Here is a 23,373-nt window from a genome sequence, read left to right on the forward strand (position 1 = left end):
TCTCCTTTATCTCCACCAAAAATCCTGCTTAAATTCATCGCCTATTTTATAGCCCTCGCCCATTTTAGGCGTTATGAAGGCGATATCGAGATTTTTATACAAAAATTCTACAACCTCATTCCAAGCATGAGTTCCCGCTAAAAATCTTCCCCAATGTATAGGCATCAAAGCCTTTGCATTGAGATCTTTTGCTTCTTGCAAAATTTGATCCGGAAAAGAATGCGAAAAAGGCCAAGCTTTGTTAAATTGGCCACTTTCAAGGCAAACAAGATCAAATTCTTTAAAATATTCTCCGATTTTTTTAAAATGCGTAAAATACCCACCATCACCGCTAAAAAACACTTTTTTACCCACGCTTTTAAATTCCATCACAAAAGACGCCCAAAGGGTTTTATTTTTACCATCTCCACGGCTAGAGCTATGCTGTGAAGGTGTTGCAATAATGTTTAAATCATCAAATTCTATTCCATCCCACCAATCAAGCTCTATGATCTTTTTTTCACTCACTCCATAACTTTTAAGATAATTTCCCACTTTTAAAGGCGTGATGAAAAATTTTGCCCTATGCTTTAAAGCTTTTACGCTTTTTGCGTCCAAATGATCAAAATGAGAATGCGTGATGATCACTGCAAAAATTTCGCCAAAATCATCCGCACTATAAACAGGAGCATTTTTAAAAGCACGGTTAATAAAAGAAAAAGGCGAAGCGTGAATGTTGAAAATCGGATCGATTAAGATTTTATATTTTTTAAAACTCACAAAAAGCGAAGAATGCCCCAGCCAAGTAATATGCGGGGTATCAAAATCGCTTAAGTTAGGTTTATAAAAAGGAAGTTTAAAAGGGGCAATGGCATTTTTAGGGTAAAGGTAGTAATACTTTAAAACCTCTTTAAAAGGAACTTTGAAATTCTTATAGCTTTCTTCATTTTCATTGAGAAATATTTCGTATTTGCCTTGTGCTCTTTTAGCTTTGAGTCTTTCTTTGCCATCGCAAAGATCAAATTTATGATACATGTTCTTTGATTTCTTCGCGGATCATATTAAACATTTTATTTATAATCTTGTCTTTGAAATTGGAGTTATTGTTAATTTCATTGAAAAAAACCGAATTTAAAAACAAGACTTCCTGAAATTTATCATTAAAAATTTCTTTAAATCTAACATGAGCATTTTGAATATCTGCAGATTTTAAAGAATTGCGATCTTCTTCATTTTCTATAATTTCATTTTTGATATTATAAAGAATTTCCGCTCTTTCATTTTCTTCTTCAAAATTTATACCGCCTTGCTTGGTATTGAATTCTTTTATGATATTAAGAAGTTCTTCTAATTGACTTTGGGGTTTATTGGAAGTATCAAGGGTGTTAGGCTTTAGCTCTCCATTGCCTTTTAAAACGATATCTTTAGTTGCTTCAAGCTCTATACGATAAGCCTCTAAGCTCACATTATCTAAAATTTCACCCATAGCTTGTGCTTTTGGCAAGATGATCTTAGAAATAAGTTTTTTAAGCAAGATATTGAGTTTTTCTAATTCACTATCCTCATAAGGCAAAATTTGTGCAAGAAAAGAATAGGCATTAATGTATTTTTTTGCTTTATTGTAAAAATCTATTTTTACTTCTTCATCTTTTGCGTTAAAACGCATTATCATTTGATCTAATTTAGCATGGATGATATTTTCTCTTTCTCGTCTTAAAATAGCACTAGCAAAATCGTCGATTTCTATTTGAGTATAAATTTCATAGCTATTAAGCTCTGCTTTAAGATCGTAAATTTTATCCTCACTATCTATATCTTTAAATAAATAAGTTTGTTCATAAAAAACACTAAAAGATTTTTCTATATCTTCATGAGTATTGACAAAATCTAAAACGAAAGTATCGAATTTATTTTGGCAAGTTCTATTAAGTCTTGATAAGGTTTGAACGGCACTGATTCCACTTAAGGCTTTATCAACATACATTGTATGCAAAAGCGGTTCATCAAATCCGGTTTGATACTTTTGCGCAACGATCAAAAAACGATACTCATCTTTTTTAAATTCTTCTTTTAAAATAGATTCTGAAAAACCATTTAAAGAACTTTCGCTATAAGTTTCACCTTCAAAATTTAAATCCCCAGAAAAAGCCACTATGGCTTTAAATTGAGGATAATATTGGCTTAAATACCTTTTAAAAGTCAAATAATACTTCACAGCATTTTCCCTTGAGCTAGTAACAACCATAGCCTTTGCTTTTGCTGCGATCTTTTTAAAGCTATTTTGAAAGAAATGCTCGATCATGATTTTTGACTTTTCTTCTATGGCTTCGATATTGCCTTGCACATAGGCTTTTAATTTTGCGTTAGCTCGTTTTTTATCGTATTTTGGATTTTCATTTGTGTTTGATACGATTTTATAGTAACTTTTATAAGTGGTGTATCCTTTAAGCACATCAAGTATAAATTTCTCTTTTATAGCTTGTTTCATAGGATAAAGATGAAAAGGGATAAATTGCTTAACGCCATCAACCGTACAAGCATTTCCAAACATTTCTAAAGTTGTCGATTTTGGTGTCGCTGTAAATGCAAAATACGATGCGTTAGGTTGAAATTTTTTACTTTTGATAAGCTCGATAATCTCATCTTCTAAATTCTCATTTTCTTCAGCACTTTTGCTTCTGATAACCTCTGACATTTTTTCTGTATTTTTTCCACCTTGGCTAGAATGTGCTTCATCGATGATAATGGCAAAATTTTTATCTTTAAATTCTTTGACTTCATCTAAGATATATGGAAATTTTTGAATGGTAGTGATGATGATCTTTTTACCCTCTTCTAAAGCATTTTTAAGCTGTTTGCTTCCTTGCGTGATCGCCTCTACCACACCTTCTTTATTTTCAAAAGCTTTGATCGTGTCTTGAATTTGTCGATCAAGAATCTTTCTATCGGTTACTACTATGGTAGTATCAAAAACATTTTTTAATTTCTCATTTTGCATTCTATGCAAGCTTACAAGATTGTGCGCAAGCCAAGCTATAGAATTACTCTTTCCACTTCCTGCACTGTGTTGAATCAAGTAGCGTTTTCCTACTCCATTTTCTTTAAGATCTTTAAGCAGTTTTTTAACAAGATCAAATTGATGATATCGAGGAAATATTACTGCATCTTTATCTTTTAAAATTTGCACAAAATTAAAAAACAAATCCATTAAAGTATCTTTTTTAAAGATCTCTTCCCATAAATATGCCGTTTTCATCCCCTCGCTTGGTGGGTTACCAGCTCCGCTTGGCAGTCCTATTTTACCGCTTGAATTATTTAATCCGCGATTGAAAGGTAAAAATTTCGTAGCATTTTTTTGTAGCTTAGTACTCATATAACAAAGATCACTATCTAAGGCAAAATGTATGATAGAATGACTAAATATAGGCTCTTTTGGATCCCTATCTTCTTTGTATTGATTTATAGCATCATATACATTTTGTCCGGTAAGGTAATTTTTAAGTTCTAAGGTGATGATGGGTAGGCCGTTTAAAAATATCACCATATCAAGTGAGTTTTTATTGTAAGTGCTATAATACAACTGACGAACAACTGAAAAAATATTTTGCGTATAATTATACAAACTTTGCTCATTTGCATCGGTATTTGGCTTTGAAAAGGCTAGATGGATTTTTACCCCTTTGATCTCTACATAAGTTTGCAAAGCTTTAAGCATGCCTTTATTTTGAATTTGTGAAGAAACACGCTTATAAATTTCTTTTTTATAGTCTTCACCCAAACGCTTTTTAAGCTCTTCCAATGCTTTATTTTGCGTAGCTTGTAAAAATTTTTCAAAAAGCTCTACATCAAGACTTAAATTTTTATCATAATCTTGAGAGCTTCTTTTTATATAGCCATTTTGGTTTATCAGGTATGATTCTATAAATTCTTCAAAATCTTTTTCTTGGTAATTAGTCATTGTTGTTCCTTAAACTTATTTTTCTAAAAACTCATCAATAATTTTTAAAATTACCTTAAAATTTTCAAAATCTTCTTCTGTTCCATGCTCACAAATCCAATCGCACATTTCTTGTTTATTATTTATTTTACGATTTGTGATTTTATCATTATTTTTTATAATGCTAATGGTGTCATTTTGATTATGTTTTTCTAAGAATTTTTCAAACAAATCACACTTAAAAAGATTTTCTATTCCTTTATTGAAAAAATTTCCTTCAAAAAGTGGCATTTTATTAATTCTTAGTTTTTCTCCAATCCATCTTTTTTGAGCTTTATTTTCTTCTGGATCATGTAATATTAAAACTTTATTTTTTAAAAAATTTTGATTAGCTTCTAAAAATTTTTCCGCACCAAAAAGTGCCTTATTATTTGAATTTTTAGCACCACTTTTATTTTCAAATCCAATTTGTTCTATCTCTATTTTTTCACTTAAATCATTTCTATTAAAAATTTCAATTGCTTTTTTAATATATTTAACATCGGTTTTACCCTCCACAAAAACTATAGGTTTTTGCATAGATTTTATTTTATTGTTTATATCTTCTTCAAAAGTCTTTGTTTTTGTAAATGCTTCATAAGCTTTTTGAAACTCACTAAATCTTTCCGCACTTATCCTTATGCCACTTGGCATTTCAAGCAAATCAAAACCATCATCTTTAAATTCTTTTTGCATGCCTAAAACAAAAAGCGGAGAATGAGTTGTGATAATAAATTGAATTTTCGGAAATAATTTAATTAAACTAGGTAAAACTTCACTTTGTAAATTGCTATGTAAATGCACATCAATTTCATCTATAACAACTATCCCCTCAAGTTGATCAATGCTTTTATTAGATGAATCTGTATGTCTTACGATATTGATAAACAAATTTAAAAGTGTGAGTTCTCCTAAAGAAAGTTGTTTGATATTCTTTAGAAAAACTTCTTGATTTTTACGAATTGCAATTCTACTATTGGATTTTCTAGAACCTATACCAAAAGTAAAAGTTTCATTTTGTTTAATTTTTTGTAAAATTTTATTAATTATATCACATAATAAATTGTCTTTATTATTTTTATAAAGTAGTGCATCTAAAACTATATCCATAATATAATAATAATTTTTTTCAAGTGAAGTTACGATTTCTAGTTCTTTATCATATCTATTTAAATATTTTTTTGTTTCTTTAAAACTATCATCAAAATTTGGATTTTTCCAAAAAGGCTCTTCATATCTATTTGCAGGTTGATAATAATGTGCTTGAGTATGCCATTCTTGTTGCAATTTTTCTATACTATTTCCATAAAATTGAGTAGTTTCTTTACCAAATTTTGTTTCTAAATCAAAAGAACAAAAATTTTTAATATCATCAGTATCACAATTAATATAATCTATATATTCTATAGGTTTTTCTATATTTTTACTTTTATATTTTATTATTGCAAAGCCTTTATCCTCATTAAAACTAAGATTTGGGACACCACTTATTTTATAAAATTGTCTATTAGCATTTTCTATCTTAGCAATATTACTAAATAACTCACTGCTAATTTCATAAAAACTATCTATAATGTTTGAAAGCAAAGTAGTCTTACCGCTCCCATTTTCTCCGACAATTACTATAGGTTTTGGATTTCCTTCTTCGGTGAAACTAGCAGTAAATTCAAGATTTTTTATAGCAGAGATATTTTTAACAATCATTTTTTCTAAATACATCTTTTCTCCTTTTTATAAATTCATTCTGCCGCAGACGGCTTCGTTTATGAGTGTGGTTTTGTATTCTTTTATGAGTTCGATTTGCTTTTTGATTTTTATTATAAGAGAGTCGATTTTTTCGCATTTTTCATCTAAGAAATTTGCGATTTGCTCTTGCTCTTTTAATGGTGGAAGTGGAATTTTGATATCTTTTAAATTTGAAGCATATATATGAACTATAATTTCCCCTTTAGAGTCAATCCCTTTTAAAAATTTAACGTATTTTGTATTTAATGCATAAGAAAGAAATAAAGCATTATTTTTCCTTTGTCTAAAAATAATCACATCTCCACCAGCAAATGCTTTTTCTTTGCCCAGATAAACAATATTTTTTCCTATATCTTCTTTAGTTTCCCCTGAACCGGCAAAAAGAATATCTCCATTATGTATAGATGTTATATTTTGTGCTGTTTCTGTAGAAATTCTAGATTTTAAAGCTGTGGTGCTGATTTCATACTTTGTATAAATATCCCCATAATGAATAGCAGGCTCCCCATCTTCGATTAAATCTTGTCGTGATATTCCATTTCCTTTAAGAAATATTCCAAAATTTGCAAGTCTAACCATTTCCCAATGTTCTGGAATTTCGCCAAGCCATTCTATGCCGCTGTTTTTTAATTTTACATTTTTATCAAGCCCTTTGGTGATGGTTTCATTTATCAAGGCTTGTTTTTGTTCTTGCAAAAGCGAGAGAAGTTTTTCTTTTTTCTCTATAAAATTTTGGATTTTTTCGCATTTTTCATCTAAGAAATTTGCGATTTGCTCTTGCTCTTTTAATGGCGGATAACATAGTTTAATTGAAAGCAATTCATCTGGTTTAAGAGTTGCTCTAACTCCGGTACCCAAATTATTAAATATTTGCTTAATGTATAAATTATAATAATAATAATAAAAATACTTTGGATAATTTTTATTTTTTGAAATTAAGCGAATATATGCTGAACTCATAATTCCCTTTTTATGTACATAACCAACCCGACTTGTATTTATATTATCTAAATCAATTAATTTAAACACTAAATCGTTTTTTTCAAAAATTTGATAAGTGCGAAAGTCTAAAGGATTTAAACCATCATTTTGACTTATACTCTTTTCTATTACCCCATTTAAAGTCAAAGCCAATCTATCTTTGCATTGAAAATTTAAATTTAATTCTTTTTTGCTAAAAAACAAGAAAAAACCTTTTACCATTTCCCAATGTTCTGGAATTTCGCCAAGCCATTCTATGCCGCTGTTTTTGAAATTTTTCATTGCATGATCTCGCCTAAAAGTTCCTGAATTTCTTTTTCTAAGGCTCTTAGTTCGTTGTCTATCTCGTCCAAACTTCTTGGCGGTGTGTAGGTGTAAAAATATTTGTTAAAAAGTATTTCATACCCTACGCTTGCACTTTCCCAAGCGATCCAAGAATTTTTTACATAAGGTTTCACTTCATTTTCATAATACTCACGTATATCTTGCTTGAGTGGAATTTTTTCTGTATTGTTGGCTTTATCGTTATCTATAAGACAATTTTCTTCACTTTTTTTGAGTTTTACGCCTAGAAATTTTATAAATTCTTCTTTACTTTGAAATTCTTTAGGATTTTTTTCCAATTCTTTTAGTTTTTCTAAAATTTTGTCTTTATCTTTGAGCTTTGTAAATCTTTCATCAAACTCTAAATTTTCGATACTTTTTGGCTTTTCTATGGTGATTTTGGTATAACCAAATTCGATATTGTCTAAAATTTTGCTGTCTTCATTGCTGATGTTTTCCAAAAATAACTCGGTGATTTTTTCTAAGTGTTCTTTTGTCATCTCATTTTGTTTTGAACCTAGAGATTTTTTCATCTTAGAATAATACTTTTGGCTTGTTGCGTTGATAAGCTGAATTTTACCTCTTTTGTGTTTTGGTTTTTTATTGGCGATGATCCAAATAAAAGTCGAAATTCCTGTATTGTAAAACATATTTGTAGGCAGTGCGACTATAGCCTCTAGATAATCATTTTCAATGATATGTTTTCTAATAGCCACCATACCGCTATCGGAATTAAAAAGTGAGCTGCCATTATGCACGCTAGCAATACGTGAACCCATAGAAGTATCAAATTTCATTTTGCTAAGCATATTTAGCAAAAACATCATTTGCCCATCACTTTTGCTTGTGATACCTACGCTAAATCTAGGATCGTCGCAAGTTGAATTTGAGCCTTTCTTTTCAACCCTTAGAATTTTTTGATCGTTTTCCCAAGATTTTCCATAAGGTGGATTGGTCAGCATAAAATCAAATTTTGTTTCTTTGTGCTGATCATCGCTTAAGGTTGAGCCGTATTTGATATGGTCAGGATCTTCGCCTTTTATCAGCATATCAGCTTTACATATAGCGTAAGTTTCTGGGTTGATCTCTTGTCCATAGAGATAAATTTTTGCTTTAGATTGTATGAGGCCTTGAGGATCTGTGATGAATTCTTTTGATTCGGTTAGCATTCCGCCACTTCCACAGGCATTGTCATAGATGAGAAAAATCTTGTCTGGTTTGTTGATTTGTTCTTTTACGGGTAAAAATACAAGATGTGTCATAAGATCTATAATTTCTCTTGGGGTAAAGTGCTCTCCTGCTTCTTCGTTGTTTTCTTCGTTAAATCTACGAATGAGTTCTTCAAAAACATATCCCATACCAAGGTTGCTTAAGCCTTCTTGGATAACATTGCCTTGAGCATCTAGTATAGGTGCTATAGATAAATTTATCTTAGGCGAGCAAAATCTTTCTATAACACCAAAAAGAATATTGGCATTTTCTAATCTATCTAGCTGATTTTTAAATTCAAATTTGGAAATGATATCTTGGATATTTTCACTAAAACCATCAAGGTAATTTTCAAAATTTACTCTTATATTTTTAGGATCGTTTAAAAGAGTTTGTAAGGTGAATTTAGAATAATTATAAAAGCCTAAGCCATTGCCTTTGCTCTTACCTAAAAAATCAAGATTATCTATTTTATCTTTAAATTGTTCGTAAAGATCCAAAATCTTATCTTTTGTAGGCTCTAAAACCGCATCCACTCTTCTTAAAACAGTCATAGGCAAGATAATATCGCGATATTTTCCTTTAACATAAACATCACGAAGTAAATCGTCTGCTACTCCCCATATAAAATTTATGATTGGTTGAAAACGAGCCGTATTCATAAAATTTTTCCTTAAAAATAAAAAGAATTATAGAAAAATTTTGCTAAAAGTCATTTAAAAAATATTTGAATTTTAAAGGCCAAGCTAAAAATAGCTTGGCATGAAGATAAAAGGAGGAATTATTCTACTTCAGCGTCGATAACATCGTCGTCTTTTTTCTTTTTATCGTTAGCTTGTGCGTCGTCTTTTTTATACATATTTTCAGCTAATTTGTGAGAAACTTCGCTTAAAGCTTTCATTTTGCTTTCAATTTCTTCTTTGCTTGAATTTTCATTTTTCAAAGTCTCTCTTAACTCATCTAAAGCTTTTTGAATATTTGCTTTTTCATCTTCTGGAACTTTTTCTCCAAGTTCGCTTAAAGATTTTTCAACTTGATGCGCTAAGCTATCAGCTGCATTTCTTGCATCTACAGCTTCTTTGCGTTTTTTGTCTTCTTCTTTGTGAAGTTCTGCGTCTTTTACCATTTTATCGATTTCTTCTTCACTTAAGCCGCTTGAACCTGTGATTTTGATTTCTTGTGCTTTGCCTGTTGCTTTATCTTTAGCAGAAACGGTTAAAATACCATTTGCATCGATATCAAAAGTTACTTCAATTTGTGGCATACCACGTGGTGCTGGTGGAATTCCCTCAAGGTTGAAATTTCCTAAAGATTTATTATCACGGCTGAATTCTCTTTCACCTTGTAAAACATTGATGGTTACGGCACTTTGATTGTCTTCTGCAGTTGAGAAAACTTGTTCTTTTTTAGTTGGGATAGTTGTGCCTTTTTCTATGATCTTAGTCATCACACCGCCTAAAGTTTCAATACCTAAAGAAAGTGGAGTTACATCAAGTAAAAGCACGTCTTTAACATCACCTTTTATAACCGCACCTTGGATCGCTGCACCAATAGCTACAACTTCATCAGGATTTACAGATTTGTTAAGATCTTTTCCAAAAGCTTTTTTAACTTCTTCTTGCACTAAAGGAACACGAGTAGATCCCCCTACCATAACGATTTCTTTAATTTCATCTTTTTTAAGCCCCGCATCATCAACCACTTCATTGATTTTAGTGATGGTTTCAGCCACTAAACTTTCAATCATGCTTTCAAATTTAGCTCTAGTGATGGTTTTTGTTAAGTGTTTTGGGCCACTTGCGTCCGCTGTGATAAATGGCAAGTTGATATTAGTTTCATTAGCTGAGCTAAGTTCTTTTTTAGCGTTTTCAGCCGCTTCTTTTAAACGTTGTAAAGCCATTACATCATTTTTAAGATCGATTCCTGTTTCATTTTTAAATTCACTTGCAAGAAAATCGATTAATTTGTTATCAAAATCATCTCCACCTAAGAAAGCATTACCACCGGTTGATAAAACTTCCACTACGTTATCGCCTGTTTCAAGCACAGTAACGTCAAATGTACCACCACCTAGATCATAAACAACGATTTTTTCACTATCTTTTTTATCAAGTCCATACGCTAAAGCTGCTGCTGTTGGCTCATTGATAATCCTTAAAACGTTAAGCCCTGCGATAGTTCCAGCTTCTTTAGTTGCCTTTCTTTGCGCGTCGTTAAAATAAGCAGGAACAGTGATAACTGCATCCACTACAGTTTCGCCCAAGAAAGCTTCCGCATCTTCTTTTAATTTCATCAAAACTTTCGCTGAAATTTCTTGTGGAGTATAAATTTTTCCTGCGATCTCGATCGCACAAGCTCCATTTCTTTCAGTGATGTGGTAAGGAAGTCTGTTTTTAGCTTCTTTAGCCGCTTCTTCATTGATCATCAAACCCATAATTCTTTTTATAGAATATATAGTTTTTTCAGGATTGGTCACAGCTTGACGCTTTGCACTATCTCCAACTAAAATTTCACCCTTATCTGTAAAAGCAACCACTGAAGGAGTTGTGTTTTTACCTTCTTTGTTTGGGATTACTTTATTTTCTCCGCGTTCATAAACAGAAACACAAGAATTAGTTGTTCCTAAATCTATACCTATAACTTTACTCATTTTTTATCCTTTCAATTATAATTTATTTTGCTACACTTACTTTTGTTGGACGTATCACGCGATCGTTAATTTTATATCCTTTTTGTAAAACCTGCACAATACCTCCGCTTTCATGATCCGCGCTATCTACATGAAACATCGCTTCGTGTAAATTTGGATCAAAGTCTTTTGCTTCCTCTATGGTTTTAATACCATTTTTTTCAAGTTTCTTAACAAACAAATCTAAAGTATTTTGCACTCCTTCTTTGATTTTTAAACTGATTTCATCTTTTGCTTCAACGTTTAAAGCCGCCTCTAAAGCGTCTAAAACATCAAGCAAATCTTTCGCAAAGCCTTCATTAGCATAAAGCATTGCGGTTATTTTTTCTTTTTCCATTCTTTTTTTGATATTTTCAAATTCAGCGTTTGCACGCATATATTTATCTTTTAATTCATCGAATTCTTTTTGCAATTTATCTTGTTCATTTTCTTCATTGCATGTATTTTCTTCTTGCAAATTTTCACACTCTTGTGAATTTTCGTTTTCGATTTCTTGCTTTTGTTCGCTCACGCTGCCTCCTTTATTTGTTTTAGTATTTTTTTATAGTCCGTATAAACACTACCCGCTAAGATAATATTTACATCTTCGCCCAAAAATTGCCCATCTACTTTAAGTCCCATAAAACCTTCTTTAAATAAAGGTTCAAATTCTAAGCTGTCTTTAAAATAATGATGCACACCGCAATCTAAGAGCTTAACAAATTCATCGTTTTGATAAATTTGATAAGCCCTTTCTTCGTTACTTCTATAATAAATCAAATTCTGTCTTAAACAAGTGATCTTTTCTACAAGCTCCATGAAAGAAACTTTTAAAGCTATATTTTCTATACTGAAAAGATCAAAACCTATCAAGGTTTTTAAAAATTCCCAAGCTTCTTTGGTGTATTTTATCACAAGCTCTTCTTCTTCAAAATCCAAAACTATAAATTTGGTATTGAGATTAAAAATTTCTTTTAAAATTAAATTTCTACCTCCATAAACCAAGCAATAAATTTCAAATTCTTTGCTTAATTCTTTTAAAAAAACCTCGTTAGTGATATTAATTTCACTTTGTTTTTCTTTCCAAAAATTTTGCCAATAATTTTGCATCGTTAAAACGGTTGGAATTCTACCGCTGCTTATATGAAGCTGAGTGATCAATCCTTCATCGCTCAATCTTTTCAAATAAACACGTATAGTCGATGCTGGAATGCATAAATTTAAGTTAAGCTCACTAGAACCTATAGGAACATTATCTAATAAATAAGTTTCGATAATAGAATCTAAAATCAAACCTTTTTTATCGTGATTTTTCATGACTTCCTTTCTTTAAATTAGCACTCTCTTTTTTAATTGCTAAAGGTATTATACAACTTTGAGTGTTATTTTGTCAAGTATATATATAAAAAAATTTACTTAATTTAATTTAGTCTATATAACTAAAGTTTTATGAGTTAGTATTATACAATATATTTTATTAACTAATATAAAGACACATTGAAAATATAGAAATTTCAATGTTTTGTTAATTTTGGAGATTAAATTTGCATAAAAAGTTTGATATCTTTGTATTCGATTTTTTCTTGATCAAGTAGGAGTTCTGATAGTTTTAAAATTTTTTCTTTCATAGAGCTTAAGAATTCATCCACTTCTTTTTTATATTCTTCCAAATTAGGCTCTTCTATCATATCAAAATTAACCATATATTCTAGCAATTCCTTGATCTTTAAAAAGTCATTTTGTGAGTTTGTGTAGCTTTCATTGTAGATTAAATTCATAGCTCTAGAACCGGCTAAATAGACTTTAATGCGATTGATAAGTTCAGATTTGGATCTGATATTTTTTTCATATTCTTTAAAGCGATCTTCAATAAGCGTGAATTTTTCAAACCCTATATCAAAATAATACGCACTTAATGCCTTAGCCGCTTGATAAGTGGCTTGAATTTTCTTTTCTTCATCATTGAAAGTTAAAATTTTCTTTTTACCTACAAGCACTTTATTTAACACTTCGTAAAAGTCATTTTCTTCAACTAAAGTGCTATTTCTTCTTAAAGCATTGATCGCTGCTTCATTGACTAAAGTTTCAAGCCCTGCCCCGCTAAAACCAACGCTTGCTTTAGCGATTTTGCTTAAATCGACATTGTTATTTTTATCTTTCATGTAAATTTTTAAAATTCTAAGTCTGTCTCTAAAATCAGGCAAAGATAAAAAAATTCTTCTATCAAAACGCCCTGAACGCAATAAAGCTGGATCCATAAGTTCTATTTTATTGGTAGCGGCTATAACAATAACTCCGTTATTGTCCTCAAAGCCATCCATTTGGGTTAAAAGCTGATTTAAGGTGCTGTCTCTTTCAACGTTGGATATCTCACCTCTTGCTTTACCTACTGCATCGATTTCATCGATAAAAATAATGCTTGGTGCCATCATCTTAGCCTTAGAAAAAAGCTCCCTAACTCTTTTGGCGCCCATTCCAACATAAATTTCTACAAAACTAGAGCCACTTTGATAAAAAAAAGGAACTCCCGCCTCTCCGGCAACGGCTTTAGCTATGAGAGTTTTTCCTACCCCTGGAGGGCCAACCATCAAAACACCTTTAGGCATTTTTACACCAAATTCTTTGTATTTTTTAGAATTTTGCAAAAAATCCACCAATTCGCTTAATTCCATTTTAACCTCATCAACACCTGCAACATCTTTAAAGGTTATGTTTGAAATTACAGGCTTGATATTGGAACTTTCTAGCTGGGGATTTTGATTTATACTGGATGCTTTATTGGTGGAAATTGGGTATTTTGCCATTTCTTTTTTTCTTAAAAAAGAAAGGATTAAAAAAAATAAAATGATTAAAAAAACAAAAACACTTATAAGCCATAAAGTATTGTCTTTTTTTATCTCTACTGGAACTTTAGCTAAAAGGGTTTTTAAATCGATTCCATCTTTAATAACGGCATAATTTCCTTCTTTGGTTTTTAACAAAACTTCCTCACTATCTATAATGGCTTTTTGGATTAAATTTTGCTCTAAAAGACTTTGATAAAGACTTTCATCGATGTATTTTGGTTCGTTTTTGATGTATAAAATTCCAAAAAGAACACACAAAATCACAAAAGATATGAGTATGATTTTTTTATTTTTCATTTTTCAGCCTTGCAAATTTGAAAAATTATATTTTTCTTGCACTTCATATCGGTTTATTAACAACCATTCTTTAGCTATATCTTGATCACTTTTTATTTTTATTTTATTAAAAAATTGATCATAACCTTCAAAAACACCATCTTTTTGAGTTTCGACTAAAATTTCAAGTGGAACTTTATTTTTCTTTCTAAATTTATAGTTATTTTTTTCTACGATGTCTTTTAAAAGATTTAATCTTTCTTTAGCCACATCACCACTAACAAGATCTTCTTTCATGGTAGCTGAATGAGTATTGTTTCTAGGACTAAAAATAAAAGCATGTATGTGAGTGAGTGGAAAATTTTTAAAATGATCTAAAGCTTCATTCCATATAGATTCATTTTCCCCAGGATGACCCACTATAAAATCAGTCCCTAGCGCAAAACCTTTGTTTGCTATATGATTAAAAAGTTTTAGATCATTATCAGTATGCGAACGCCTTCTCATGATACGTAGCATTTTTTCACTTGTATGTTGCAAAGCAATATGCAAATGCTTCTCAATCCAAGCTTCATCTAAAATTTCTAAAAAGCTTTCATCAATTTGTGCTGGTTCTAAGCTGCCAAGCCTTATACGCTTTATCCCTGAAATTTTTCCCATTTTTTGCAAAAGTTTTCCTAGTGTTGTGCCATTTTTTATACCATAAGATCCTATGTTAGTTCCTGTTAGAACGATTTCAGAATAACCATTTTGTGTAAGAATTTCCACTTGTTTTAAAAGATCTTTTTCTTCTACACTTCTTGATTTACCCCTTACACTAGGTATGATACAATACGAACACGCAAAATCGCATCCTTCTTGAATTTTAACAAAGGCTTTAGTGTGGTTTTCATACTCACAAACGATATCTTTATCGATAAAATTTAAATTGCCAAGCTCATAAAAACTTGTTTTTGCATTTAAAAATTCATTGATTTTATCTTTATTGGACGCTCCTAGCACCCCAAAAATTTGCTTTTGTTCTAAAAGCTCTTTTCCTTTGCTTACAGCTCCACATCCTGTAAGTATGACTTTAATCCCTTGTTTTTTCATGGTATTGATATACGATTTTATCCCACTATCGGCTCCATTTGTAACCGTGCAAGAATTGACAACTACAATTTGAGCTTCTTTTTCATCATTTGTAATTTCAAAATCTTTTACATAGCGCTTTAAAAGCTCCGTATCATAAATATTTGTTCTGCATCCAAAGGTTTTAAAAAAAACTTTTTCTTTCAATCTTTATTCCTTTATGGGAAAATCTTTAAATTTGTGGTTTAAGTCCATTTTATCCACATACAAATTTTGCGCTGGATAAGCGATTTTGATATCGCTGTGTTTATTAAACTCTTTAATAATTTCTTTACTGATCGTACTTCTAAGCACTAAAGCTGCATAAGAGTTTGTCATATACCAAGCAGAAATTCTCATCCCCCAATGCTCAAAAAATACAAAAAATCTAGGTTCCACTTTAGGATTTTTAATGCTGTATTCATCTTTTAAACGAAGCATGTTTTTTCTTGCAAGTTCGGTGTATTTTTTTGAATGATGAGTCACGATTTTTTCTACTATTTCTTGTGCTTTTTCGATGTTGCTATCAAAACTTATATTAATATCGATGCCATCAAGGATAGTTTTCATACCATGATGAGTATAATTAGCCAATAAATTTGTAAAAACATAATTATTTGGTATAAAGATAATACGGCCACTGCGACGATTTTTTGTATAAGTTTCTAAGGTAAGATCTTCATAAAGAGTAATTCTTAAAAAAGAAATATCTATGATATCACCTACATAAGTTGTGTCATTTTGAAAAACTTTAATGCGATCGCCTACTCTAAAGCTACCTCCAAAAACAATCACGCACCATCCGAGCATAGACATAAACATATCTTTCATAGCAATTGCCAAACCCGCAGAAGCAAATCCTAGTATGGTTACAAGATAACTTATATTTTCTATATAGGTAAAAAGCAAGATAAGCAAGATAATATTGATATTGATAAAATTAATGATTTTAGTTGCTGTATAATATCTTTCACTGTCTTTGATATATTTTTTAGCGATATATTTAAGCAAAAATGAAATAGCAATAACAAAAACGATAGAAATGATAATATTAATCGCTCTTAAGGTTTGGATTTTAATTTCAGAACTTGTCCTTGAAATTTCTTCATCAATTTTTTTTTCATACACTGAATAAGAAGTGCTGATGAAATTTAAAATTTGAGTAAATTCTTGTAATTTTTGATGAGATTCTTTTAAAGCTCGTATATTTTTAGGACTTGGATCAAAATCAACCAATTCTTTAAGTTCTGAATTTTTTTCCTTGATTTTATCGACTAAATTTTTAAATTCATTGAATTTGGACAAATACTCCTCTTTTTCTCCTCTTATTTTTTTAATATGAGAAAAAGCCCCAATTATAGCCAAAGGATTGGTAAGTTTTGGCAAAATTTCAACATGATTTGGAGCGCTAAGAATTTGGGCAAAATTTAAATCTTTGTATTCTTTTAATAAATTAAGCTGTTCTTTTAAATTGTTGATTTTACGTTTTAATTCTTCTTGCATAAGTATATCTGTGGTTTTTTTAAGATCTAAATTTAGGACGAGAATTTCATCATTAATGTTTTGATATTTGATAAAATTTTCATATCTTACATTCCAAATACTTGCATTAATGATGGTATTTAAAGTATTGATTTTTTCTTGGATGCTTTTAGCAATGGTACGATTAGTGTCTGCAAAGGCTATGATAAAAAATAAAGCTAAAATGATGATTTTTTTCATGAAAATTCTTTTAAGGTTTTAATGATATCTTTTGAATCGATATTGCTTTTAATCAAGCCTTTACCTAAGGAATTAGCAAGAATAAAATTTAATTTTTGATTAGAATTTTTCTTATCCATAAAAAAAGCTTCATAAAAAGCATCGACATTATCGATTTTATAATGCGTTGGTAGTTTAAATTTTCTTAAAATTCTTTCGATTCTATCGCATTCTTTTTCGCTTAAAAGCTTTAAATTTAAGGCTAAACGATTTGCCATATTCATACCTATAGCCACAGTTTCACCATGCAAATATACCCTATAATTGGTTAAATTTTCTATAACATGAGCAAAGGTATGACCATAGTTTAAAAGCATTCTAAGATGACTTTCTTTTTCATCTTGTTCTACAACTTTAGCCTTAAGCTTTATGCTTTTAGCGATAATTTTGGAAAAAATTTCATTTTCACACTTTGCACTTAAAAAAGTTTTTTCATCTATACTTTCTATGAAAGTTAGTAAATTTTCATCAAATATCACTGCCATTTTTATAAATTCTGCCATACCAGCAGCGAGTTCTCTTTCGCCTAAGGTTCTTAAAAATTCACTCTCACAATACACAGCTTTTGGCTGATAAAAAGTTCCTATAAGATTTTTCCCAAAAGAGTTATTGATTCCGGTTTTTCCACCAACAGCAGCATCAACACAGGCTAAAAGCGTCGTAGGGATATTGATAAAATCAATGCCTCTTTTATAAATACTTGCTGCAAATCCTCCCATATCGCTGATCACTCCACCGCCAAAGCTTATTAGGATACTTTTTCTATCGAGCTCGGAATTAAACATTTGATTTAAAATTTCTTCTATGGTATTTAAGTTTTTATATTCCTCTCCATCCTTTATCGTGGCGATAAAAATCTCTTTAGCTTTAATTTTATTGAGTAATTTTTCTAGATGAAGTCCTGAAATTTTAGGATTTGAAAGTATAAAAACCTTGGTATCAAATTCTAAATTCTCTAACTCATCGATATAAACTTGATACGCATTTTCTTTTAAATTGACTTTTATTTGCATTTTTTCACTTTTATTTTAATCTTAAATCTATTTTATCAAATTAGAACTAATTACTGCTTAAAATTGCTTTATTCAACCGGTATGAAAAGCTGATAATTTTGCTTCATCTTATTATAATGTCTATTTAAATTCGTGCTTAAACTTTTGCTAAATTTTCCACCCAAAAGCTCTTTCTCAAAACTTACAAATTGCAATAAATCATTGCGGTATTGTAAATTTAAAAGCGGATTATCGTCTCTTTTATGAATGATTTGAATATTTTTATCATAAAGCTTAGATAAACTGCTAAAATACTCTTTCATATCACTAATATTTTGAGAAGTAGGATTATAATAATAAAGAGTTAAATTAAAATCAAGCTGTTTACTAAAATCAGTGATCACATTGGCATTATTTTCAAGTTCGCTTTCATTGGCGCTTAAAATCACCGATTCTTTTAAATTTTCAAATTCGCATTCTCCTATTTTTAGTATAGGAATTTTTAAATCAAAAAATTTCTTTTTCTCTTTTTGAAAATGCTTATAATCTGTAATAAACATCCCTATATCATTATTTTGCAAAAAAGCATCTAAATGGGTAAAATCTGTATTAAAATAATCAAAAAATACCCCTTCTTTTTCATAAAATAATTCTTTTAATCTATGAAATATAGGACTCATTTTAGGATTTATCACTCTTATAAAACTTTTCTTTGCATTGCTTTTTTCTTCAAGATATAAGGTTGTATTGATCAAATTCTCTTGAGTTTTTTCACTCATATTTTTCATATCAATAAGGGTAAAAATATTGCTTCCAAAAGGAATAGGAAACTGCCCTGCTTTATCTCTAATATTGTGAAAAATAGTTTGAAGAACAACAGGATCCCCTACGATTAAAATGCTATCGTTAGGTTCTAAAACAAAGCTAGGTTTTACAAAATAGATTTTTGAATTTCTATAAATCAATACTATACGCCATCTTTTTTGCTGGATCGAGCTTATATGTCTGTAGGCAAAAATAGATCCTGAAGGAATTTTTACCTCCATAATCTCGCCTTCTCCAAGTCCTACGTATTGAGCAGTAAGGGCGATATCTGGAAAAAAATTCATCAATCTACGACTCAAAGTCATTCTCGCATCGATTAAATTTACATGAGAATCGTTGATGCCTAGTCCCCAAAAATCCATAATTTCAATCTCTAAATTAATATCTAATAAACGCAAAGCCTCATAGGTTTTTTTCGCCTCAAATTCATCTTGCATATAAATAAAAGCTTGTTTAAAGTCTTTACTCATGATTGTTTCAAGACGTGCTGTACTGGTAGGATCAAAACAATATAATTCCAAAGAATCGCTCTTTATATTAAGTTCTTCTTGGCAAACGATAGTAAAAAAATACCCTAAACCTTTTTCAAAACAAAGCCTTTCTAAGAAATGCTTTGCTAAAATTCCATCAATTATAATTAAAATATGATTCATTGTGTTTATCTCCAAAAAAAAGGAATTATATCAAATGGAATTTAAATTAAAGTATAAAGATGGCATGGCTAGAGTATGTGAAATCGCTACAGCACATAGCACCTTTGAAACTCCCATTTTTATGCCTGTTGGAACCGCAGGTGCAGTTAAAAGTCTTGATGCTAACGATCTTAAAAAAGAACTCGATGCAAAAATCATTCTTGCTAATACTTATCATATGTATTTGCGTCCTGGTTTGGAGGTGATTAGAAATTTTAAAGGCTTACATGGTTTTACTCAATTTGATAGAAGTTTTTTAACCGATAGCGGTGGTTTTCAAGCTTTTTCTTTAAGTAAAAATTCAAAACATTTTAATGAAGGTATAGAATTTAAAAGTCATATCGATGGAAGCAAGCATCTTTTTACCCCTAAAAGCGTTTTAGATATCCAATATACTTTTAAATCAGATATCATGATGATCTTAGATGATCTAGTTGCTCTACCTGCAACCAAAGAAAGGGTTAAAATTTCTGTTGATAGGACTATTTTATGGGCAAAAGAAGCCATAGAATATCATAAAAAAATGCAAAAACAAAACATAGACTTAGATCAAAATATTTTTGGAATCATCCAAGGCGGAACTGATTATGAAGAAAGGAAACGCTGCGCCTTAGCTTTAAATGAAATGGAATTTGATGGACTGGCTATAGGAGGACTTAGTGTCGGAGAGGAAAATGCTCTTATGTATGAAACTGTAGAAAATTTAAATCCTTTTTTAGATGAAAACAGACCGAGATATTTAATGGGCGTTGGTACTCCTGAAGATCTAGTAGAAAATGTTGCACGCGGGGTAGATATGTTTGATTGTGTTATGCCAACAAGAAATGCTAGAAATGGAACTTTTTTCACTAGCTTTGGCAAATTTAACATCAAAAAAGCAGAATTTATCAACGATCACGATCCCATAGATAAAACTTGTCAATGCTATACCTGCCGTAACTTTTCACGCGCTTATTTAAATCATCTTTTTAAGGCTAAAGAACTAACTTTTTTTCGCTTAGCGAGCTTGCATAATTTGCATTATTATCTTGATTTGGTAAAACAAATGAGAGAGGCGATTCGAAAAAACGAATTTAATAAATTTAGAAAAGATTTTTATTCTAAAAGGTTAAATAATGCAATATGATGATAATTTGGCTAAATTTTTAAGCAAAAATTCCAACACTTTATACATGGATTTTTTAGGGCAAAAAATCTTAATTTTATCTTCATTAAATTCCAAAACAGATAAAGAAAAAGTTCATGTTTTTGGATTTGAGGAAGAATATATTTTCAAATTAGAAAATACAGAATTTAAAATTTTCAACCTTAATGATTTTTTAAACATTATCCGTGCTAACTTGGATGAATATAAAGCGATGAATACACATTTTGAAAATATTATAGAGCATAAAGAAAACATCCTTTTAAAGGGCAATTTGATTAAAAATTTTTTTAAAAAAAGTTTCATTTTAAAGCAAAAAATCAATAAAAATTTAAAAAACCTTTCTCTATTTAATGAAGCTTTAAATTTGCTTGCTGAGTCAAGCCCGCATAAAAAAGCCTTAAGGTCATTGATTTTTGGTGCTAATATAGCCTTGAAAAATAGCAAAGAAATTCTAACAAGGCTTAATGAATTGCATTTACTCATCAATGCGATCAAAAATGAAAGAATCAATCAAAGTTTATATTTTTTAAGCGTCCTTTCTGCGATATTTTTACCTCTAAATTTAATCGTAGGTTTTTTTGGAATGAATACAAATGGGTTATTTTTAAACGGCAATAAAAATGCTACTTGGTATATTTTTACACTTATATGCTTGATTTTAGTACTTGGACTTATTGTTTATTATAAAAAAAGAAAAAAAGAATTGGAATTTGATGATAAAATTACTAAAAAATCAAACAAATAACCTATTTTTAAGAAAAATATTATATAATAGCGTCTTTAAAAATGCGCTCATAGCTCAGCTGGATAGAGCATTTGATTGCGGTTCAAAAGGCCAGAGGTTCGAATCCTCTTGAGCGCACCATTAAACTTCAAAAACATTCATTTAGATTTATCATAAAAAAATTAAGCTTTTCATCTTTTAAAATCACTATAAAAAATAAAATCATTTTAGTTTGTGTATTTTTTATAAAATATATAAATTTAAAATTAAGGTTCAATTATGACAACTCTAGGAGATTATATTTTTTAGTTGCCTATAGGCTACATTCATCATTTGCATCTTATTTCCTCAAGAAGTTTTAAAAGGCTTAGAGCCTTTTATCCTTGCTTTATTTTTTTCTAAGATCAGGCAAATTTTATCCAAAGAAAAAAGTATTATCTATTGGTTTTTTTATGGAATTATTTGCTGTGTTAGCACTGGAATCATTTTTTCAATTGCAAAATCTTATAATAATATTCATTTAAAAGCTGAACTTAATTTCATATTTTTTGCAACTTTAATTTTTAATATCTACCCTCTTATTTATCTTTTAATATTTAAAATTTTTATTCCCAAAAAATACAAAATTCCTTTAATAAAAAAAAGAAAGGTATTATTTATTTGGTTTAAATTTATTATTTTTCTTATTGTTTTATATAATATGCAGATTAATTGCAGTATTTAAATATCATCTTTAATAATATTTAAAGGAATTCATGCAAAAGTTTAATAGTTTTAGGATTGTGTTTGATTTAGGCATTAGTGCTATCTAGAAGCTTTGATTGTGCTAAAACTAGTGCAGAATTTGAAAAGATTATAAATTTGAAAAAAATATAAAGGATAAAATCTTATAATGAAGCATAAAAACTCCAAAAACAAGGTAAAAAGACACAAATTCTTTATGAAAATAATTGCTTATTGCAACAACCAAATAAGAAAGCAAAATAATGAAATATATTTTTTTATTTTTAATGTTTTCACATATCACTTATGCTAAAGAATTTCCCGCTTAGCAGAGTATATTCATGTCATTTCAAATAAATGATAATTGTTATAATGATGAGATGATGGGTGGAATTGGATATTCTAAAAATGGTAGCGTCTTTAATAGCTAGAATGCAAATTTTACACAGAAAAGCCAAAATGATATGAATTATTTAGCTATTAGAATAATCAATTTAAAATCTCCTACAAAAGCCATTATAAAAATATTTTCTATAGGGTATAATAACGATTTTTGCGATATTAAAGTTGAAAAATAAAATAATAGCATAGTTCTTAAATCATGTAAATGCAAAGTTGGAGATTGTATCTTGCATAAATAAATTTTTACAAGATATCAAAACAATATACATTAATAAAGTTAAAAATTTTATCGAAGAATGAAAGATATTCACGAATAAAAATTTTTAAAATTTACTTTATAAAGACCGCTTAAAAAATCAATAACTGGAATTTATAACTTTATCTTTTAAGCATTATTTATGTAAATATTAATTATAAAATATTTACATAAAATCAAGCTATTTTATTTAAATTGATTATTGCTCTTCTTTAATCTTTCTCTTTGCTAGTCCCATTTGCTCATAAGCATCGATCTCTTTTTTATATGAGGCAGAAATTTTCTTAAGTTCTTTGTTTAATAAACTTACAGTTTGAGGGCTTGCATTCATATTTGAAGCTAAAGATGCGACAAATTCTAATTTTTTCTTCGCAGAATCATCTAATTCCTTGGAAGTTTTAGATCCTAATTTATGTGTAGCGACATATAATTTAACCAACTCTTGTAAATCAGAATCGCTTAAATTTGGATCAGCAGCAGCTGCAATCATATTATCTAAATTAGTATCAAATACTCTTTTAGCTTTTTTTTGTTTAACAGCGGCTACATCTTTGTCTTTTTTAGGTATTTTTTTACCACTACTTGTAATTAGATAAGCAATTAAACTTAAAAATAAAAAGAGTGCTAAAGCAACGCAAAAAATTACCATAAAAATATAATTCATTAAAGCCTGCCTATAAAATGACGTTTTCTTCTTGAAAAATATGCTAAAACAAGCATTGCAATAAAAATCCAA

16 protein-coding genes and 1 tRNA gene are annotated in these 23,373 nt (G+C 29.7%); 3 read left to right on the forward strand and 14 right to left on the reverse strand.

Annotated elements, in window-relative coordinates; genetic code table 11:
* Positions 1-6: 6 nt before the first annotated feature.
* From H2277_RS05040 to H2277_RS05100, 13 genes are all read right to left on the reverse strand, one after another.
* Positions 7-1,014 (reverse strand): MBL fold metallo-hydrolase, encoded by a 1,008-nt coding sequence (locus tag H2277_RS05040; protein ID WP_337201263.1) that lies wholly within the window; start codon positions 1,012-1,014, stop codon positions 7-9.
* Complete coding sequence (locus H2277_RS05045; RefSeq protein ID WP_337201264.1) at positions 1,004-3,937, reverse strand: DEAD/DEAH box helicase family protein; 2,934 nt, start codon at positions 3,935-3,937, stop codon at positions 1,004-1,006. Before H2277_RS05045 ends, H2277_RS05040 begins: the two co-directional genes overlap by 11 nt.
* A 15-nt stretch (positions 3,938-3,952) precedes the next feature.
* Complete coding sequence (locus H2277_RS05050; RefSeq protein ID WP_337201265.1) at positions 3,953-5,674, reverse strand: AAA family ATPase; 1,722 nt, start codon at positions 5,672-5,674, stop codon at positions 3,953-3,955.
* A 12-nt stretch (positions 5,675-5,686) separates the two neighbouring features.
* The gene (locus H2277_RS05055) at positions 5,687-6,964 is read right to left on the reverse strand and encodes a restriction endonuclease subunit S (RefSeq protein WP_337201266.1); all 1,278 of its coding nucleotides are present in this window, start codon (positions 6,962-6,964) and stop codon (positions 5,687-5,689) included.
* Positions 6,961-8,877 carry an N-6 DNA methylase gene (locus tag H2277_RS05060; RefSeq protein WP_337201267.1) on the reverse strand — a complete coding sequence of 639 codons (1,917 nt, stop codon included), beginning with the start codon at positions 8,875-8,877 and terminating at the stop codon, positions 6,961-6,963. The genes H2277_RS05055 and H2277_RS05060 overlap by 4 nt, the downstream gene beginning before the upstream one ends.
* A 119-nt stretch (positions 8,878-8,996) precedes the next feature.
* On the reverse strand, positions 8,997-10,865 hold the full coding sequence (gene dnaK / locus H2277_RS05065) for a molecular chaperone DnaK (protein ID WP_337201268.1): 1,869 nt from the start codon (positions 10,863-10,865) through the stop codon (positions 8,997-8,999).
* A gap of 22 nt (positions 10,866-10,887) precedes the next feature.
* Positions 10,888-11,415, reverse strand: a complete 528-nt coding sequence (gene grpE, locus H2277_RS05070) for a nucleotide exchange factor GrpE (RefSeq protein WP_337201269.1) — start codon at positions 11,413-11,415, stop codon at positions 10,888-10,890.
* Positions 11,412-12,200, reverse strand: coding sequence for an HrcA family transcriptional regulator (locus H2277_RS05075; protein ID WP_337201270.1), 789 nt, complete (start codon positions 12,198-12,200; stop codon positions 11,412-11,414). Before H2277_RS05075 ends, grpE begins: the two co-directional genes overlap by 4 nt.
* Before the next feature lie 221 nt (positions 12,201-12,421).
* A complete protein-coding gene (locus tag H2277_RS05080) occupies positions 12,422-14,026 on the reverse strand; it encodes an ATP-dependent metallopeptidase FtsH/Yme1/Tma family protein (RefSeq protein ID WP_337201271.1) in 1,605 nt (534 codons plus the stop codon).
* Between the two features lie 3 nt (positions 14,027-14,029).
* Complete coding sequence (mtaB, locus tag H2277_RS05085; protein ID WP_337201272.1) at positions 14,030-15,283, reverse strand: tRNA (N(6)-L-threonylcarbamoyladenosine(37)-C(2))-methylthiotransferase MtaB; 1,254 nt, start codon at positions 15,281-15,283, stop codon at positions 14,030-14,032.
* Between the two features lie 3 nt (positions 15,284-15,286).
* Positions 15,287-16,837: a mechanosensitive ion channel domain-containing protein gene (locus tag H2277_RS05090; RefSeq protein ID WP_337201273.1), complete on the reverse strand. Its 1,551-nt coding sequence runs from the start codon at positions 16,835-16,837 to the stop codon at positions 15,287-15,289.
* Positions 16,834-17,889: a 3-dehydroquinate synthase gene (gene aroB / locus H2277_RS05095; RefSeq protein WP_337201274.1), complete on the reverse strand. Its 1,056-nt coding sequence runs from the start codon at positions 17,887-17,889 to the stop codon at positions 16,834-16,836. The genes H2277_RS05090 and aroB overlap by 4 nt, the downstream gene beginning before the upstream one ends.
* A 68-nt stretch (positions 17,890-17,957) precedes the next feature.
* Positions 17,958-19,346 carry a TrkA C-terminal domain-containing protein gene (locus H2277_RS05100; RefSeq protein ID WP_337201275.1) on the reverse strand — a complete coding sequence of 463 codons (1,389 nt, stop codon included), beginning with the start codon at positions 19,344-19,346 and terminating at the stop codon, positions 17,958-17,960.
* Positions 19,347-19,380: 34 nt separating this feature from the next.
* Here H2277_RS05100 and tgt point away from each other — a divergent pair, with 34 nt between their 5' ends.
* The 3 genes from tgt (at position 19,381) to H2277_RS05115 (ending at position 21,397) form a co-directional block, all read left to right on the forward strand.
* On the forward strand, positions 19,381-20,511 hold the full coding sequence (gene tgt / locus H2277_RS05105) for a tRNA guanosine(34) transglycosylase Tgt (protein WP_337201276.1): 1,131 nt from the start codon (positions 19,381-19,383) through the stop codon (positions 20,509-20,511).
* Positions 20,501-21,277 (forward strand): CorA family divalent cation transporter, encoded by a 777-nt coding sequence (locus H2277_RS05110; protein ID WP_337201277.1) that lies wholly within the window; start codon positions 20,501-20,503, stop codon positions 21,275-21,277. The genes tgt and H2277_RS05110 overlap by 11 nt, the downstream gene beginning before the upstream one ends.
* Before the next feature lie 43 nt (positions 21,278-21,320).
* Positions 21,321-21,397: transfer RNA gene (locus H2277_RS05115), tRNA-Arg, on the forward strand.
* A gap of 1,439 nt (positions 21,398-22,836) precedes the next feature.
* On the opposite strand, the gene H2277_RS05120 is transcribed toward H2277_RS05115, so the two are convergent.
* Complete coding sequence (locus H2277_RS05120; RefSeq protein ID WP_337201278.1) at positions 22,837-23,301, reverse strand: hypothetical protein; 465 nt, start codon at positions 23,299-23,301, stop codon at positions 22,837-22,839.
* Positions 23,302-23,373 lie beyond the last annotated feature (72 nt).

Source organism: Campylobacter sp. W0014, from assembly GCF_020135975.1.
GTDB lineage: Bacteria > Campylobacterota > Campylobacteria > Campylobacterales > Campylobacteraceae > Campylobacter_D.